At 65.6% G+C, this 15,539-nt stretch carries 15 protein-coding genes; 10 read left to right on the forward strand and 5 right to left on the reverse strand.

The window, feature by feature from the left end:
* Positions 1–34: 34 nt before the first annotated feature.
* The gene (locus KO516_RS20955; protein WP_216005734.1) at positions 35–490 is read left to right on the forward strand and encodes an Lrp/AsnC family transcriptional regulator; all 456 of its coding nucleotides are present in this window, start codon (positions 35–37) and stop codon (positions 488–490) included.
* Here the strand turns inward: KO516_RS20955 and KO516_RS20960 are convergent.
* Positions 487–1,659, reverse strand: a complete 1,173-nt coding sequence (locus KO516_RS20960) for a cytochrome P450 (RefSeq protein WP_216005818.1) — start codon at positions 1,657–1,659, stop codon at positions 487–489. The genes KO516_RS20955 and KO516_RS20960 overlap by 4 nt on opposite strands.
* Positions 1,660–1,719: 60 nt before the next feature.
* On the opposite strand from KO516_RS20960, the gene KO516_RS20965 reads away from it, so the two are divergent.
* From KO516_RS20965 to KO516_RS20985, 5 genes are all read left to right on the forward strand, one after another.
* Positions 1,720–3,465, forward strand: a complete 1,746-nt coding sequence (locus tag KO516_RS20965) for an ATP-binding protein (RefSeq protein WP_216005735.1) — start codon at positions 1,720–1,722, stop codon at positions 3,463–3,465.
* Positions 3,462–4,685, forward strand: a complete 1,224-nt coding sequence (locus KO516_RS20970; protein ID WP_216005736.1) for a sigma-54 dependent transcriptional regulator — start codon at positions 3,462–3,464, stop codon at positions 4,683–4,685. Before KO516_RS20965 ends, KO516_RS20970 begins: the two co-directional genes overlap by 4 nt.
* A 266-nt stretch (positions 4,686–4,951) precedes the next feature.
* Positions 4,952–5,965, forward strand: coding sequence for a TRAP transporter substrate-binding protein (locus KO516_RS20975; RefSeq protein ID WP_216005737.1), 1,014 nt, complete (start codon positions 4,952–4,954; stop codon positions 5,963–5,965).
* Between the two features lie 137 nt (positions 5,966–6,102).
* Positions 6,103–6,792 (forward strand): TRAP transporter small permease, encoded by a 690-nt coding sequence (locus KO516_RS20980; protein ID WP_216005738.1) that lies wholly within the window; start codon positions 6,103–6,105, stop codon positions 6,790–6,792.
* A 4-nt stretch (positions 6,793–6,796) separates the two neighbouring features.
* Entirely contained in the window at positions 6,797–8,173 is a 1,377-nt protein-coding gene (locus tag KO516_RS20985; protein WP_216005739.1) for a TRAP transporter large permease, read from the forward strand.
* A gap of 115 nt (positions 8,174–8,288) precedes the next feature.
* On the opposite strand, the gene KO516_RS20990 is transcribed toward KO516_RS20985, so the two are convergent.
* A complete protein-coding gene (locus KO516_RS20990) occupies positions 8,289–9,455 on the reverse strand; it encodes an acetyl-CoA C-acyltransferase (protein ID WP_216005740.1) in 1,167 nt (388 codons plus the stop codon).
* Between the two features lie 92 nt (positions 9,456–9,547).
* Between KO516_RS20990 and KO516_RS20995 the strand changes: the two genes are divergently transcribed.
* From KO516_RS20995 to KO516_RS21005, 3 genes are all read left to right on the forward strand, one after another.
* Positions 9,548–9,886, forward strand: a complete 339-nt coding sequence (locus KO516_RS20995) for an STAS domain-containing protein (RefSeq protein WP_216005741.1) — start codon at positions 9,548–9,550, stop codon at positions 9,884–9,886.
* Positions 9,887–9,911: 25 nt separating this feature from the next.
* A complete protein-coding gene (locus KO516_RS21000) occupies positions 9,912–10,397 on the forward strand; it encodes an ATP-binding protein (protein WP_216005742.1) in 486 nt (161 codons plus the stop codon).
* Positions 10,398–11,184: 787 nt separating this feature from the next.
* Positions 11,185–11,742 (forward strand): DUF805 domain-containing protein, encoded by a 558-nt coding sequence (locus KO516_RS21005; RefSeq protein WP_216005743.1) that lies wholly within the window; start codon positions 11,185–11,187, stop codon positions 11,740–11,742.
* A 51-nt stretch (positions 11,743–11,793) separates the two neighbouring features.
* On the opposite strand, the gene KO516_RS21010 is transcribed toward KO516_RS21005, so the two are convergent.
* The 3 genes from KO516_RS21010 to KO516_RS21020 form a co-directional block, all read right to left on the reverse strand.
* Positions 11,794–13,164, reverse strand: a complete 1,371-nt coding sequence (locus tag KO516_RS21010) for a glutamate--cysteine ligase (protein ID WP_216005744.1) — start codon at positions 13,162–13,164, stop codon at positions 11,794–11,796.
* 66 nt (positions 13,165–13,230) lie between these two features.
* Positions 13,231–13,755: a hypothetical protein gene (locus tag KO516_RS21015; protein WP_216005745.1), complete on the reverse strand. Its 525-nt coding sequence runs from the start codon at positions 13,753–13,755 to the stop codon at positions 13,231–13,233.
* Between the two features lie 63 nt (positions 13,756–13,818).
* Positions 13,819–14,541, reverse strand: coding sequence for a 16S rRNA (uracil(1498)-N(3))-methyltransferase (locus KO516_RS21020; RefSeq protein WP_216005746.1), 723 nt, complete (start codon positions 14,539–14,541; stop codon positions 13,819–13,821).
* A gap of 12 nt (positions 14,542–14,553) precedes the next feature.
* Between KO516_RS21020 and ubiA the strand changes: the two genes are divergently transcribed.
* Positions 14,554–15,522 (forward strand): 4-hydroxybenzoate octaprenyltransferase, encoded by a 969-nt coding sequence (gene ubiA, locus KO516_RS21025; RefSeq protein WP_252737772.1) that lies wholly within the window; start codon positions 14,554–14,556, stop codon positions 15,520–15,522.
* Positions 15,523–15,539: the final 17 nt, after the last annotated feature.

Below are 15,539 nucleotides of genomic sequence, written 5' to 3' on the forward strand. Positions count from 1 at the left end.
ACTGTTCCATTAAGGCGCTGTGAAAGGAAAACTCGTGCAGCTGGATGCCACCGATCGGAAAATCCTTCGCGAGCTTCAGAAGGATGCGGGCCGCTCGCTCGATGAAATCGCCCGTGTGGTGGGGGCCTCAAAGACCCCGGTGTGGAATCGCGTGCGCAAAATGCGCGAGGCCGGGATCATCGGGCCGCAGGTGGTGGTGGCCGATGCCGAAAAGCTCGGCTTCGAGGCGTGTTTCTTTGTGCTGATCCGCACCTCCGAGCATGAAACCGACTGGCAGAACCGCTTTTTGCACGCCGTGCGCTCGCGCCCCGAAGTAATGGAAGCGCATCGGCTGGCGGGAGACATAGACTATATCCTCAAGGTGCGGGTGCCCAACGCGCGGGCTTATGACGTGTTCTATCAGGCGCTGATCGCCGAGGTGAAGGTGCAGGGCGTCACCGCGCTGTTGTCGATGGAAGAGATCAAGAACACCACCGCGCTGCCGATCTAGCGGCGCACCATCAGCCGCTCCAGCCCGTGGAAGTGATACAGATCGGCGTAGCGCGGCGGTTCTGCCAGTTCCAGCCCGGGCAGGCGGTCAAACAGGATCGGCAGCGCGGTGACCAGTTCAAGCCGCGCCAGCGGCGCCCCGACGCAGAAATGCGCCCCGCCGCCAAAGGCAAGATGGGGGCGGGCCTCGCGGGTGGGATCGAACCTGTGCGGCTCGGCGTAGACCTGCGGGTCGCGCCCCGCCGCCCCAAGCATCAGCGCCACCTTGTCGCCGCGCCGAAAGACATGGCCGTACAGGTCGGCGTCTTCATAGGCGTAACGGGTGAACAGATGCAGCGGCGGATCAAAGCGCATGATCTCTTCGGTGATCGGTGCGGCGGTGTCGGTGGTGATCATCGTGCCGGTTTCCAGCAAGGCCTTGATGCCGTTGCCCAGCGTGTGCACCGTCGCCTCGTGCCCGGCGTTGAGCAGCAGCACGCAGGTGGCGATCAGCTCGTCGGTGCTCAGCCGCTCGCCGGCCTCTTCGGCGGCGATGAGCTGTGACAAAAGATCGTCGCGCGGCGAATTGCGGCGCTGCGCGATGTAATCTTCGAGAAAGGCGGCAAACTCGGCGGCGGCGCTTGCGGCTGCGTCCTCGATGGCGCGGCTGCGGCGGGCCTGATACAGCGCCACCATGTCGTTCGACCAGCGCAGCAGCTGCGGCGCCATGTCATCGGGCACACCCAGCAGGCGGGCAATGACAATCACCGGGATCGGCTGGCAGAAGGCGGTCAGCAGATCGACATCCCCCTGCGGCATGTCGTCGATCAGCCGATGCGCCAGCGCCGCGATCTCGGGGCCAAGGGCGGCGATGCGCCGGCTGGTAAAGGCGCGCAGCACCAGCCCGCGCAGGCGGGTGTGGCGGGGCGCCTCGAGTTCCAGCATCGAATGATCCTCGATCCGGTAGAAGGGGCGCAGATGCTCGGGCACCGGCCTTGCCAGTTCGGCGGGGATTTCGCGCCCGAAGCGGCGGTCGCGCAGCAGCGCGTGCACGGCGCGGTGCGAGGTGGCGCAGATCAGGTCGTAATCGGGCCAATAGGCCAGATCCCCCGCCGCGCGCAGGCGGTCGTAGAACGGGTAGGGGTCTTGAACAAAACCGGGATCATTGGGTGATTGGGCAAAGCTGTGCATGGGCACGACACTGCCCAACACGCGCTTCCCCCGCAAGCACCGGATTGCTATGTCAGCACCATGACCCGCCTGCTGACCCATCGCGCGCTGTTGCTGACGCTTGCCCTGCTGGCGACGGCGCTGCTGTCGGCGGCGGTCTGGCGGTCGGCCTATGTGCAGGCGCTGGGGCCGGTGTCGGAACGCGGCACCTCGGATCTGGAGCTGGCGTCCGACCGTCTGGTCACGCAGTTGCAACGGTTCCGCGAATTCGCGGTGCTGAGCGCCGATCACCCGGCGCTGAATGCGCTGCACTGGGGCGGATCGCGCCGCGAGGCCAACGCCATGCTGCTGCGCGCCGCCGACCGGTCCGGGGCGGCGCTGGCGGTCTATGTCGACGCGCGCGGCAAGGTGCTGGCGCAATCGGGCGATGGTCTGCCCGACTGGGTGCTGAGCGGCGCGGCCTATCAGCGCGCGCTTGACGGGGCGCTGGGGCTTGCCCATGGCGACGGGCCGCCGGGCATCGACCGCGCCTTCTGGTTCGCGGCGCCCAGTTTCGGCGTCGACCGGCAGGTGCAGGGGGTGCTGATCGTCGCCGTGGATCTGGCGCGGCTGGAACAGGCGTGGCGCGGCTCGCTTCCCGCGGTGTTCTTTACCGATGCCGAGGGCGAGATCTTTGCCACCAACCGCTCTGAGCTGTTGCATTGGCGCAAGACTGGCACGCAGATGCGCGCCCCCGATGGCACAATGCGCGCGGTCAGCGTGGCCCGCCCCGGCGGGCACACAATCTGGGTGCAGCGGTTTTCCCCTTACATTCCCACCCGCGCGCTGCGGCTGGAAATCGCCCTGCCGGTGATCGGCATGACCGGCACGCTGCTGGTCGATGTGCTGCCCGCGATGCGGCTGGCGGCGTTGCAGGCGGCGGTGGTGGCGGCGGTGGTGCTGTTCTTCGGGGCGCTGCTGTGGCTTGCGCTGGAACGGCGGCGCACGCTGGCGCTGGCCAATGCCGAGCTCGAAGATCGGGTCTCGGCCCGCACCATGGCGCTTGAGCAGAGCAACAGCGCCCTGCGCCGTGAAATCGCCGAGCGCCAAGAGGCCGAGGCGGCGCTGCGCCGCGCTCAGGCGGAACTGGTGCAGGCCAGCAAGCTGTCGGCGCTGGGCAAGATGAGCGCGGGCATCAGCCACGAGCTGAACCAGCCGCTGATGGCGATCCGCAGCTTTGCCGAAAACGGCGCGGCCTTTCTGGAACGCGGCAAACCAGAGCGGGCGGCCGAGAACCTTGGGCGGATTTCGGACATGGCCGGGCGCATGGGGCGGATCATCAAGAACCTGCGCGCCTTTGCCCGGGCCGAACCCGAACCGGTGCGCCGCGTCGGGCTGGCGGCGGCGGTGGAAAGCGCGCTCGAGGTGCTGTCCCGGCGCATCGATGAAGGCGGCGTCACCATCGACTGGCAGCGCCCGGACCGCCCCGCCGTGGTCATGGCCGGGGATGTGCGGCTCGGGCAGGTGGTGGTGAACCTGCTCAGCAACGCGATTGAGGCGATGGCGGGCAGCGACACCCGCCGCATCACCATCCGCGCCCTGCATGACGATGCGGCAGGCATTGTGCGCCTGACGGTGCGCGACACCGGCCCTGGCATCGCCGATCCGTCGCGCATCTTTGATCCGTTTTATTCCACCAAGGAAACCGGCAGTGACGAGGGCATGGGGCTTGGCCTGTCGATCTCGCATGGCATCATAGAGGGGTTCGGTGGCAGGCTGCGCGGCGAGAACGTCGCGGGCGGCGCGCTGTTCACCATCGAACTGCGACAAGCACAGGAGCTGACATGATCCGCAAGGTTCTGCTGGTTGACGACGACGCGGCGGTGCGCGAGGCGCTGGGCCAGACGCTGGAGCTGGCCGAATTCGATGCCATCACCGCTGGCAGCTTTGTCGAGGCGAAAGACCGCATCGGGCCGGGCTTTGAGGGGGTCATCGTCTCGGATATCCGGATGCCGGGGCGCGATGGCTTTCATCTGCTGGACTACGCCCATGAGAAAGACGCCGAACTGCCGGTGATCTTGCTCACCGGCGAGGGCGATATTCCAATGGCGGTGCGCGCCATGTCGGCGGGGGCGTTCGATTTCCTCGAAAAGCCCTGCGCGCCATCCGATCTGATCAGCAGCGTGGAACGGGCGCTGCACACGCGGCGGCTGGTGCTGGAAAACCGCCGCCTCAAGGCGCAGCTGGAAACCGGCGATGCCGCCGCGCGGATGATCTTTGGCATCTCGCCGCAGTCGGAAACCCTGCGCGCGCAGGTGCGCGCCGCCGCCCGCGCCGGAACCGATGTGCTGATCCGCGGTGCGCGGGGGGCGGGCATCCCCAAGGTCGCCGAGGTGGTGCATCTGTGTTCTGCCCGCGCCAAGGGGCCGTTCGAAAAACGCTCGGCGGCGGGGCTGGGCCGCGATGCGCTGGCCGCCGCGTGGCAGGATTGCGCTGGCGGCACGCTGTTTCTCGACGAGATCGGCGCGCTGCCGAGCGACAGTCAACTGGCGCTGCTGGACCTGCTTGAAGAGGGCGGCGCGCGACTGGTTGCGGGCACGGTCGACGATCCCGCCGTGTTGGTGGAGCAGGGGCGCTTTACCCCCGATCTGCACTACCGGCTTGAAGTGATGACGCTGCGCATTCCGGCGCTCGCCGAACGTCCTGAGGATATCCCGGTGCTGTTTCGCCATTATGTTGCGCAGGCGGCCGAACAATCGGGGCTGCCCGAGCCGGTGATCGGTGACGAGGTCATCGCCGGCCTGATCGCCCGAGACTGGCCCGGCAATGCCCGCGCGCTGATGTCGGCGGCGATGCGCTTTGTGCTGGGGCTGGCCGAGGACCAGCCCGGCGGCGAGGGGCTGGGGCTGACCGAACGCATGGCGCAGGTCGAACGTTCGCTGCTGGCGGATGCGCTGCGCCGCACCGGCGGGCAGGCCAGCGCCGCCGCCGAAGCGCTGAAGCTGCCGCGCAAGACCTTTTACGACAAGCTGGCGAAATACGGGCTGAAGCCGGAGAGCTTTCGCTGAGCATGGCGTGAGTCGCACCAGTGCAAACGTGCGGATTTCCGCACAACGCCTGATCCGCCCTGTGCGGGATTTCGCACATCCGCCTTGTGGTCGGCTCTGAAAGTCGCGGTATTGTGGACTTTAAATATTTGTTAATACGCCCGTTTACACGAAATTCTCACTCTTTCGTCACCACCTCTTGATGCGTTTCGCGCATGGCTGTCATGTCGTGGGCGAAAGGTCGGCAGGGGAGCCGGACCTTGGAACGTCATCCCGGGAGGATACCGATGAAAAAGTTTCTGATGACCGCTGCGGCTGTGGCCGCGCTGAGCTCTGGCGCGACGGGCGCACTGGCGAATGGCTGCGATGATGGCGAAATCGTCATCAAGTTCAGCCATGTCACCAACACCGACAAGCACCCTAAAGGCATCGCCGCGACGCTGCTGCAACAGCGGGTCAACGACGAGATGAACGGCAAGGCCTGCATGGAGGTCTATCCGAACTCGACGCTGTACAACGACGATCAGGTGCTCGAGGCGATGTTGAACGGCGACGTTCAGATGGCCGCGCCTTCGCTGTCGAAATTCGAGCAGTTCACCAAGGTCTTCCGCATCTTCGATCTGCCGTTCATGTTCGTGAACATCGAGGCGGTCGATGCCTTCCAGAACTCGGAAACCGGCCAGGCGATGAAGGAATCCATGGTGCGCCGGGGTCTGCTCGGCCTTGATTTCTGGCATAACGGCATGACGCAATTCTCGGCCAACAAGCCGCTGATCTCGCCCGAAGACGCGCGTGGCCTGAAATTCCGTGTGCAGCCTTCGGATGTGCTGAAGGCCAACATGGAACAGCTGGGGGCCAGCCCGCAGCCGATGGCGTTCTCGGAAGTTTACGGCGCGCTTCAGACCGGCGTCGTCGACGGTCAGGACAACACCTGGTCGAACATCTACGGCCAGAAGTTCTTTGAAGTGCAGGACGGCGTCACCGAAACCAACCACGGCGTGCTCGACTACATGCTCGTAACCTCTGCCGACTGGTGGGACAGCCTGCCCGAAGACGTGCGCAGCCAGCTCGAGACCATCGTTCACGAGGTCACCGTCGAGCGCAACGCGGCGATCGCCGAAGTCGATGCCGACAACCGTCAGGCCATCGTGGATGCCGGCGGCGTGATCCGCGAGCTGACCCCCGAGCAGCGTCAGGCATGGGTCGACGCGATGAAGCCGGTCTGGGAGAAGTTCGAAGGCGACGTGGGCCGCGAAAACATCGACGCGGCGCAGGCAATCAACGCCGACGTGCAGGGCTAAGGCCCGCGCGCGGCGGCTCGGCCCCCAAGGACAGGGGCCGGGCAAGCTGACGGGGACGGTCCTGCCGTCCCCTTTTTCATATCAGCACACCGGACAAGGCACCGGGGCCGGGGCCCGGACGCGAAATGGGGGACGGCATGTCCAGTCATTACCATGGCCACAGCGCGCTTGGCCGCATCGTCAACGAGATCGAAGAGACCGCAATCGCGATCATCCTTGGGCTCATGACGCTTATCACTTTCGTCAATGTCGTGCTGCGCTACGGCTTCAACACGGGCTTCATCTGGGGGCTCGAGGCGGTGACCATCCTGTTCGCATGGCTGGTGCTGTTCGGCATTTCCTATGCGGTGAAGGTCACGGCGCATCTGGGCGTCGATGCTGTCACCAACCTTGTCCCGTCGAACGTGCGCCGGGCCATGACGGTGATCGCTGCCATCTGCTGCATCGCCTATGCGGCGCTGCTGATGAAGGGTGCGTGGGACTACTGGGCGAATTTCGCCAACCTGCCGCAGACCACCGGGCGCTGGCTTCCCACCGGCTTCGAAGAGATGAGCCGCACGTCCTATCGCTCGTGGTACGAGGTGGTGGATATACGGATGCCCGAGTGGCTGCGCTTTATCGAACCGATGATCAACGAAGGCGAGCATTACGAAAAGCTGCCCCGTTTCATCCCCTATGTCATCCTGCCCTTTGGCGCGGCGCTGCTGCTGTTTCGCTTCATTCAGGCCGGGATACGCATCTGGACCGGCGCGCAGCAAAGCCTGATCGTCAGCCACGAAGCCGAAGACGCCGTCGAAGACGTCGCCCACCTGAACCGCGAGGACTGATCCGATGGATGTCTTTCTTCTTTTCGTGATCATCATCGCGCTGATGCTGATCGGCGTGCCAATCGCCGTGTCGCTCGGCCTGTCGTCGATCGTCTTTCTGCTGCTGCTGTCCGACACCTCGCTCAGCTCGGTTGCGCAGAGCTTTTATCAGGCGATGGCGGGGCATTACACGCTTCTGGCGATCCCGTTCTTCATCCTTGCGTCGAGCTTCATGTCGACGGGCGGCGTGGCGCAGCGGATCATCCGCTTTTCCATCGCGCTGGTGGGCCATATGCACGGCGGTCTGGCCATCGCCGGGGTGTTCGCCTGCATGCTCTTCGCGGCGCTGTCGGGCTCGTCGCCCGCGACCGTGGTGGCCATCGGCTCGATCGTCATCGCCGGGATGCGCAGCGTCGGCTACACCAAGGATTTCGCCGCCGGGGTCATCGCCAACGCCGGCACGCTGGGCATTCTGATCCCGCCGTCGATCGTGATGGTGGTCTATGCCTCGGCCACCGACGTGTCGGTCGGGCGGATGTTCCTTGCGGGGGTGATTCCGGGCCTGATGGCGGGCACCATGCTGATGATCACCATCTACATCATGGCGCGGATCAAGAAGCTGCCCAAGGGCGAATGGAAGGGCTGGGGCGAGGCGTTCACCTCCGGGCGCGACGCGCTGTGGGGGCTGATGCTGATCGTCATCATCCTTGGCGGCATCTATGGCGGCATCTTTACCCCGACCGAGGCCGCTGCGGTGGCTGCCGTCTATGCTTTCGTGATCGCCAATTTCGTTTATTGCGACATGGGGCCGCTGGCGGGCCGGAATGGGGCGCCGAACCTGCCGCTGTGGCGCAAGCCAATCGCATTGGTCACGGCGTTCTTCCACCGCGACACCCGCGATACGCTGTTCGAGGCCGGCAAGCTGACGATCACGCTGATGTTCATCATCGCCAACGCGCTGATCCTCAAGCATGTGCTGACCGATGAGCAGATCCCGCAGCAGATCGCCAGCGCCATGCTGGGGGCGGGCTTGGGGCCGGTGATGTTCCTTGTGATCGTCAATGTGATCCTGCTGATCGGCGGGCAGTTCATGGAACCCTCGGGCCTGTTGGTGATCGTCGCGCCGCTGGTGTTTCCCATCGCCATCGAGCTGGGGATCGACCCGATCCATCTTGGCATCATCATGGTGGTGAACATGGAAATCGGCATGATCACGCCTCCGGTCGGTCTGAACCTGTTCGTGACCTCTGGCGTGGCAGGGATGCCGATGATGGCGGTGGTGCGCGCGGCGCTGCCCTTCCTTGCGGTGCTCTTCGTGTTCTTGATCATGGTAACCTACATCCCGATCTTGTCGACATGGTTGCCGACGACCTTCATGGGCCCCGAGATCATCACCAACTGACCGGGTTCGAGGACCTGATTGCCATGGCGGCGCCCTGTTCGGGGCGCCGCTTTGCGTTGTGGGGCAGGGATGCCTCCGGCGGGAGTTTAACTGGCAAGATGAAGGCGCGGCGGCGTCAGAGCCGTTCGATGGCGATGGCCGTGCCCTCGCCGCCGCCGATGCAGATGGCGGCGATGCCGCGCTTCAGGCCGCGTGCTTCCAGGGCGTGCAGCAGCGTGACGATGATCCGCGCGCCCGAGGCGCCGATGGGATGCCCCAGCGCGCAGGCGCCGCCGTTGACGTTCATCACATCGCGCGGCAGCCCCATTTCGCGCATGAAGGCCATGGGCACCACGGCGAAGGCCTCGTTGACCTCCCACAGATCGACATCGGATTTTTTCCAGCCGATGCGGTCGAGCAGCTTTTGCGCGGCGGGGATCGGTGCGGTGGGAAACAGGCCGGGGGCCTGCGCATGGCTGGCATGGCCAAGGATGCGGGCGCGGGGGGCGGATTGCGCCGCCGCCTCGGTGCTCAGCACCAGCGCCGCCGCGCCGTCCGAGATCGACGAACTGTTCGCCGCCGTCACCGTGCCACCCTTGCGGAAGGCGGGTTTGAGCTGCGGGATCTTTTCGGGGCGTGCGCGGCCGGGCTGTTCGTCGCGGGTGAGGATCTCTTCGCCGGTGCGGGCATGGATCGTCACCGGGGTGATCTCGGCCTCGAAGGCGCCCGAGCGTTCGGCCTCCAGCGCGTTGCCCAGCGAGGCGATGGCGTATTGATCCTGTGCCTCGCGGGTGAACTGGAAGGCTTCGGCGCAATCTTCGGCAAAGCTGCCCATCAGGCGGCCGGTGTCATAGGCATCCTCGAGCCCGTCGAGGAACATGTGGTCAATGACCTGCCCGTGGCCGATGCGTGCGCCGCCGCGCATCTTGGGCAGCAGGTAGGGGGCGTTGGTCATGCTTTCCATGCCGCCCGCAACGATGGTGGCGGCGTGGCCAAGCGAGAGCTGGTCGAAGGCCATCATCGTCGCCTTCATCCCCGAGCCGCACATCTTGTTGAGCGTCGTGGCGGGCACCTCTTCGCCGAGCCCGGCGCGAAAGCCGGCCTGACGTGCCGGTGCCTGGCCCTGACCCGCGGGCAGGACGCAGCCCATCAACAGCTCGTCGACCTGTGGCTTGCCCGCGTCAGCCAGCGCGGCGCGGATCGCGGCGCCGCCCAGATCGGGTGCGCCGAGCGGTTCGAACATTCCCTGAAAGCCGCCCATGGCGGTGCGCGCCGCGCCTGTGATCACGATGTCCCTGGTCATGGCCGATCCTCCCTTGGCTCTGATCACTGCATACCGAATGGTAAGGAATGGCGTCTACCCTGCGTGCAAGGACAGCAGTACAGGACGATCAGATGCATCTGACCATTACGCAGGACAGTGACCCGCAAATCATCCGGGTCGACGAAGGGCGGATCGATTCCGCCGTTGCCATCCAGTTCAAGGATGCCGTCCGCTCTAGGGTCTCGCCGGACGCATCCCGCGTCGTGCTGGATCTTGGCGAGGTGGATTTCATCGATTCGAGCGGTCTGGGCGCCATCGTCGCGGCGATGAAGGCGCTGTCAAAGGATCAGCGGCTGGATCTGGCGGCGCTGAATCCGATGGTCGACAAGGTGTTTCGCCTGACCCGCATGGACACGATCTTTGTTATCCACGAATCCGTCGACGCCGCGAAGAGCGACGGCGACCGCTGACCGTCCGGCAAGGAAGCGCACCCGTATGGCAGACGTGCCAGAGCCCGCTGCACCGCTCGTTCTTCAGACCGAGCTTGGCAGTACACCGCAGGATGTTCGCGCCGTGCTGGCGCTTGTACGCATGGAACTGACGGCGCTTGGCTGGGGCGACACCCCCATCGGGGCGGTCGAGCTGGTGCTGGCGGAGGCGCTGAACAATATCGTCGAACATGCCTGCGCAGAGCGCAGCGACGGGTGCATCGCTTTGGCGCTGCATGCAGATGCACTTTGCGCGGAACTGACCTTGCGCGATGATGGCCATGCGATGCCAGACGGGGGGCTGCCACCGGGTCGCCTTGCCTTGCCCGACCGGCGGCAGGACCTGCCTGAGGGCGGCTTTGGCTGGTACCTGATCCGCAAACTGTCCGAACGGCTACACTATGCGCGCGAGGAGGGCGGCAATCGGCTCGACATCCTGATCTGCCGCGCGGATCACGAGGCGCCGCCCGGAACAGGCGGTACGGCGCGCTGAATGCCGCCTCGGGCGGACAGCCCGGGCGGAGAAGACCTGAAAGCTGCCGCAATCTGATCCTACTGGTGCCCGATTGCACCCGGATAAAGAGGATGTAGCTGCACTAAGCTTCCCTCGGCGTCGCGTGTTTTTCAGCCCCCACTCAGCGCACGACGTCGAGGTATCTTCAAATCAGGCGGTCCTGTTACCCCGTGGCCTTTCGGCGCGGGTTTTGTCTGTTTGGAGGGCTGGCTTCGAGCCGCGCGTTGCGTCATTGCATCGCCGCTGCGTCTTCATAATTGCGCCCGAAAACGCCGCCACAACGAAGGGGTAGCTGCAATATGCTTCCCTCGGCGTCGCGCCTTTTCAGCCCCCACCCAGTGCGCAGCGCCGAGGTTCTTTCAAATCAGGAATTCCTGCCAGCCCGTGCCGCTTTCGGCGCGGGTTTTGTTGGTCTGGCAGCGTGGCGTTGACCCTCGGCGTCGCGTCATTGCATCGCCGCTGCGTCATCATAATTCCGCCCGAAAGCGCCGCCACAACGAAGGGGTAGCTGCGATATGCTTCCCTCGGCGCCACGCCGTTTCAAGCCCCCACCCAGAGTGTGGCGTCGAGGTCTTCTTACCCCCCGGCATCACAGGCCCGCGCGCCCCTAACAGGGGCGTTCTGTCACATTCTACGGATCTATGCGTCGAAGACGCCGCGAATGCCGTAATTTCGCCGCTGAGACGCGGCAGCCTCTTCGCTATCGTGCCCTGCATCGTGGCCTGCCGCGGCGCTCAAAACCGCAGACAACCCGGGAGACGCCCGCATGTATGGACCCATCGCAGCGTTAGAATCCTATATTTTCAGCGCCTTGCGCTTCAATGCGCGGGCGGACCGCTCGGAATTCTGGTGGCCGAGCTCTCTCGTCCTTGGGGTGATCACGCTGGCAGGGCTCGCCGATATCCGCAGCATTGCCGACGCGTTCATTCAGACCGGCCAGCCACCGATGCATGTTCTGGCCTATTGGTCGCCGCTGCTGTGGATTGTGTTTTTCGTTCCGACCCTGAGCGCGATGGTGCGCCGCCTGCACGATACCGGGCGTTCCGGCTGGTGGCTGCTGGTGCAGATCATTCCGCTGCTCGGGCCGATGCTGATCTTCGGATTTCTGCTGATGCCGTCAAAGCCCGAGCCCAACGCCTGGGGCGCGCCGCGCAGCGCCGGCACCGCGAGAAAGGCAAAACCGCGCCGGGCCGCCGGGCCGCTCGACGCCTATGCCGTGCTGCTTCAGGCCCATGCAGAGCCGTCCCCGGAAGAGGTGGCGCGCCGCAAGGAAGAGGTGCACGACTATTTCGTTCGCAACGTGTCCCGCAGCGGCGCAGCCTGAACCGGTTTTATCCGGTTCAGGCCATAGGGACGGCAGAAAGGTCTGCGATCCTTAGTAGCTGTAGGCCGCGTAGATCCGGCCAAGATCGCCGTTCCAGTCGCCGTGGTAATGGTCGAGCATCTCGTCGGCGAGCACCTTGCCGGAATCGATGCTTTCCTTCAGCGCGTTGAGGAAATGGGTCTCATCCGGCAGCAGGCCGCCTGCGCCGGAACGGGCGCGGGCCTTCAGGCCGGCTTCGGCGATGTCGATGCAGCGCGCGGCAAGATCTTGCATGGAGATGCCCTCGACCACCGCGTCCAGCGCCTGATCGGCGGCAGCGACGCGCAGCGCCTCGCGGGTCGGCGCATCCCAGCCCTTGACCAGATCATAGGCCGCATCCAGCGCAGAGCTGTCATAGGTCAGCCCGACCCAGAAGGCGGGCAGGGCGCACAGACGCCGCCACGGGCCGCCATCGGCGCCGCGCATTTCGATGAATTTCTTCAGCCGCGCCTCGGGGAAGATCGTGGTGAGATGGTCGGCCCAATCGGACAGGGTCGGCACCTCGCCGGGCAGTGCAGGCAGGCGGCCTTTCATGAAATCCCGAAAGGATTGCCCCAGCGCGTCGATATACTTGCCGTCGCGGTAGACGAAATACATCGGCACATCGAGCGCGTAATCGACATAATGTTCAAAGCCGAAACCCTCGTCGAAGACGAAGGGCAGCATGCCGGTGCGGTCCGCATCAAGATGCCGCCAGACGTAGCTGCGATAGCTCTTCATGCCGTTCGGCTTGCCCTCGAAGAACGGCGAATTGGCGAACAGCGCCGTCGCCACCGGCTGCAATGCCAGCGCCACGCGCATTTTCTTGACCATGTCGGCCTCGGAGCCGAAATCGAGGTTCACCTGCACCGTGCAGGTGCGCCGCATCATGGTCTTGCCGGAGGTGCCGACGAGGCCCATGTAGCTGTCCATCAGCTTGTAGCGGCCCTTGGGCATCAGCGGCACGTCATCGTGCAGCCATTCGGGCGCGGCGCCAAGGCCGATGAAGCCGACGCCGATCGCATCCGAGATGCTCTTGACCTCGCGCAGGTGCTCGTTCACCTCGTCGCAGGTCTGGTGGATGGTTTCCAGCGGGGCGCCCGACAGTTCCAGCGCGCCGCCCGGCTCGAGGCTGACATTGGCGCCATCCTTGGTCAGGCCGATCAGGTGGCCGGCTTCTTCGACGGGGGCCCAGCCATAGCGGGTCTGAAGCCCTTCGAGCACGGCGCGGATAGAACGCGGCCCATCATAGGGCAGGGGTTCGTGGGTGTCGGTGAGATAGCCGAATTTCTCGTGCTCGGTGCCGATGCGCCAGTCGCTCTCGGGCTTGCAGCCCGCTTCGAGATATTCCGCCAGCTGTGTCTGGCTTTCGATCGGCCCGCCGCCGGATTGAGGAATGGACATGAGGGCGCCTCGCTTTTGGCCGTATCGCATTTGTTCGGGCAGGAGTGGGCGGTCCGCCGCTCGATGTCAATGCAGACGGAGGTGTGCGATTCTGCTGGTGGGTTCCTGCCACAGGGTCACCACCTCGCGCGATGTGCCATTGAGCACCGAGAGCATCCGTTCAGTCTGCAGGCCGGGCAGGGCGCTGAAGGCATCGAACAGCACCTCGCCGCCGGTGGCATTGACCGGGATTGCCAGCGTGGGCTGGCCCGCCTGATGCAGCATCCAATGCGCCGGTTTGCCCGACGGGTCGAGTTCCAGCCGCGTCAAGGCGTCCAGATCCGCGACCCCGCCGGTCAGGGGGCCCATATAGGTGATGCGCCCTTCGATCACGCGCACGATGCCCGGCCCGCCGCTGCCGGTGCGAAACCGCCCGCGCTGGATGCCGGCCAGCAGCAGCAACCCCCCGGCCAGCGCCACCGCATAGCCCAGCCAGTGCAGCAACCCGCCGCCGGTGAAAAACGCCCAGTACAGACCCAGCGCCAGCACGCCGCAGCCCCAGAGCGCCTCGGACCAGCGGGCAAAGGCGGCGCGCGCTTCGGGGCGGATCATCGGGCTGCCCTGTGAGCTGCGGGCGCTGGCGGAGCCAGCCGGTCTGAATATGGCGCGCGCATCTCAGCCCCAATCGCCGCAGGCGGTCTGCCACAGCGTCAGCGCCGCCACCGCCGCCGTGTCGGCGCGCAAAATGCGCGGGCCAAGCGCGATCACCCGCGTTTGTGCCATGGCGCCCAGCCGGGCGCGTTCGATGTCGGAAAAGCCGCCCTCGGGGCCGATCAGGATCGCCGCCGGGGCCGGGGCGGCGTCCAGCATCGCGCTGCGCCCGCCGGCCTCGGCCTCGTCGCAAAAGACCAGCGCCCGCTCGGCGGGCCAGTCCGCCAGCAGGGTGTCAAGCTTGGCCAGCTCCGCCACCTCGGGCACGGATAGCGCGCCGCATTGCTCGGCTGCCTCCATGGCATGGGCTTGCAGGCGGTCCTGACGGATGCGTTCGGAATTGGTGTAATGCGTCTGCACCGGCAGGATGCGCGCGACCCCCAGCTCGACGGCCTTTTCGACGATGAAATCGGTGCGTGCCTTCTTGATCGGGGCGAACAGCAGCCACAGGTCGGGCGGCATCACTTGCGGGCGCAGCGCCTCGGTGCAGAGGGCAATGCCGCCCTTCTTGCCCGCCTCAGAGATCTCGGCCAGCCATTCGCCATCGCGCCCGTTGAACAGCCGGAGCTTGCCGCCGGTGGACATCCGCATCACGGAAAAGAGATAATGCGCCTGCTCCCGTGTCAGGGGCACAGGTTGTCCCGCCCCAAGCGGGTGATCTACAAACAGTCTAATCTTCGCAGTCATGAGGCGCAGCATATGGCCCCCACCGAGACAAGACCAGAGGCAGATGGACAGGTCCGCGACGCGGTGCGCGGCAACTGGGTCGATCATCGCGCTCCGGCCTGGACGCGGCCTTACCTGCGGCTCAGCCGGGCCGACCGGCCGATTGGCACGTGGCTTTTGCTGCTGCCCTGCTGGTGGGGGCTGCTGCTGGCCATGGTCAGCGACGGGCGGGCCAGCTGGTACGATCTGTGGGTGTTTGTCGGCTGCGGTATCGGGGCGCTGTTGATGCGCGGCGCAGGCTGCACATGGAACGACATCACCGACCGGCATATCGACGGCAAGGTGGCGCGCACCGCGTCGCGCCCGATTCCCTCGGGGCAGGTGACAACACGGCAGGCGCTGGTCTGGGCGGTGATCCAGTGCCTCGTGTCCTTTGCCATCCTGCTGAGCTTTGCCCCGATGGCGATTGCACTGGGGGTGCTGGCGCTGCTGCCGGTCGCGATCTATCCTTTTGCCAAGCGGTTTACATGGTGGCCGCAGGTGTTCCTTGGCATCGCCTTCAACTGGGGCGTGCTGCTGGCGTGGACGGCGCATAGCGGATCGCTGGGGTTGCCGGCGGTGCTGCTGTACCTGTCGGGCATGGCGTGGACGCTATTCTACGACACGATCTACGCCCATCAGGACAAGGAAGACGACGCGCTGATCGGGGTCAAATCCACCGCGCGCCTGTTCGGAGACGCAGCAACCCCGCGCTGGCTGGCGATCTTCCTTGTGGCGTCGGTGGCGCTGATGGGGCTGGCCATCGCGCTTGCGGCCCCGAGCGGCGCGTTCCTGACGCTGGCGCTGCTGATCGCCGGGCCATGGGCCTTTGGCTGGCATCTTCTGTGGCAGATGCGCAAGCTGGATGTGAATGACAACGACCGGCTGCTTGTGCTGTTCCGGTCCAATCGCGACGCCGGTCTGCTGCCTGTGCTGTTTTTCGCCGTCGCGCTGCTGGCCTGATTGCTCCACCGGAGCCC

The organism is Citreicella sp. C3M06 (genome assembly GCF_018860705.1).
GTDB lineage: Bacteria > Pseudomonadota > Alphaproteobacteria > Rhodobacterales > Rhodobacteraceae > Salipiger.

What these genes read in the sequence shown, in the direction of transcription:
- KO516_RS20960 (WP_216005818.1), bottom strand. Translation starts at nt 1,659, where the DNA reads ATGCACAGCTTTGCCCAATCACCCAATGATCCCGGTTTTGTTCAAGAC.
- KO516_RS20965 (WP_216005735.1), top strand. Translation starts at nt 1,720, where the DNA reads ATGACCCGCCTGCTGACCCATCGCGCGCTGTTGCTGACGCTTGCCCTG.
- KO516_RS20970 (WP_216005736.1), top strand. Translation starts at nt 3,462, where the DNA reads ATGATCCGCAAGGTTCTGCTGGTTGACGACGACGCGGCGGTGCGCGAG.
- KO516_RS20975 (WP_216005737.1), top strand. Translation starts at nt 4,952, where the DNA reads ATGAAAAAGTTTCTGATGACCGCTGCGGCTGTGGCCGCGCTGAGCTCT.
- KO516_RS20980 (WP_216005738.1), top strand. Translation starts at nt 6,103, where the DNA reads ATGTCCAGTCATTACCATGGCCACAGCGCGCTTGGCCGCATCGTCAAC.
- KO516_RS20985 (WP_216005739.1), top strand. Translation starts at nt 6,797, where the DNA reads ATGGATGTCTTTCTTCTTTTCGTGATCATCATCGCGCTGATGCTGATC.
- KO516_RS20990 (WP_216005740.1), bottom strand. Translation starts at nt 9,455, where the DNA reads ATGACCAGGGACATCGTGATCACAGGCGCGGCGCGCACCGCCATGGGC.
- KO516_RS20995 (WP_216005741.1), top strand. Translation starts at nt 9,548, where the DNA reads ATGCATCTGACCATTACGCAGGACAGTGACCCGCAAATCATCCGGGTC.
- KO516_RS21000 (WP_216005742.1), top strand. Translation starts at nt 9,912, where the DNA reads ATGGCAGACGTGCCAGAGCCCGCTGCACCGCTCGTTCTTCAGACCGAG.
- KO516_RS21005 (WP_216005743.1), top strand. Translation starts at nt 11,185, where the DNA reads ATGTATGGACCCATCGCAGCGTTAGAATCCTATATTTTCAGCGCCTTG.
- KO516_RS21010 (WP_216005744.1), bottom strand. Translation starts at nt 13,164, where the DNA reads ATGTCCATTCCTCAATCCGGCGGCGGGCCGATCGAAAGCCAGACACAG.
- KO516_RS21015 (WP_216005745.1), bottom strand. Translation starts at nt 13,755, where the DNA reads ATGATCCGCCCCGAAGCGCGCGCCGCCTTTGCCCGCTGGTCCGAGGCG.
- KO516_RS21020 (WP_216005746.1), bottom strand. Translation starts at nt 14,541, where the DNA reads ATGACTGCGAAGATTAGACTGTTTGTAGATCACCCGCTTGGGGCGGGA.
- ubiA (WP_252737772.1), top strand. Translation starts at nt 14,554, where the DNA reads ATGGCCCCCACCGAGACAAGACCAGAGGCAGATGGACAGGTCCGCGAC.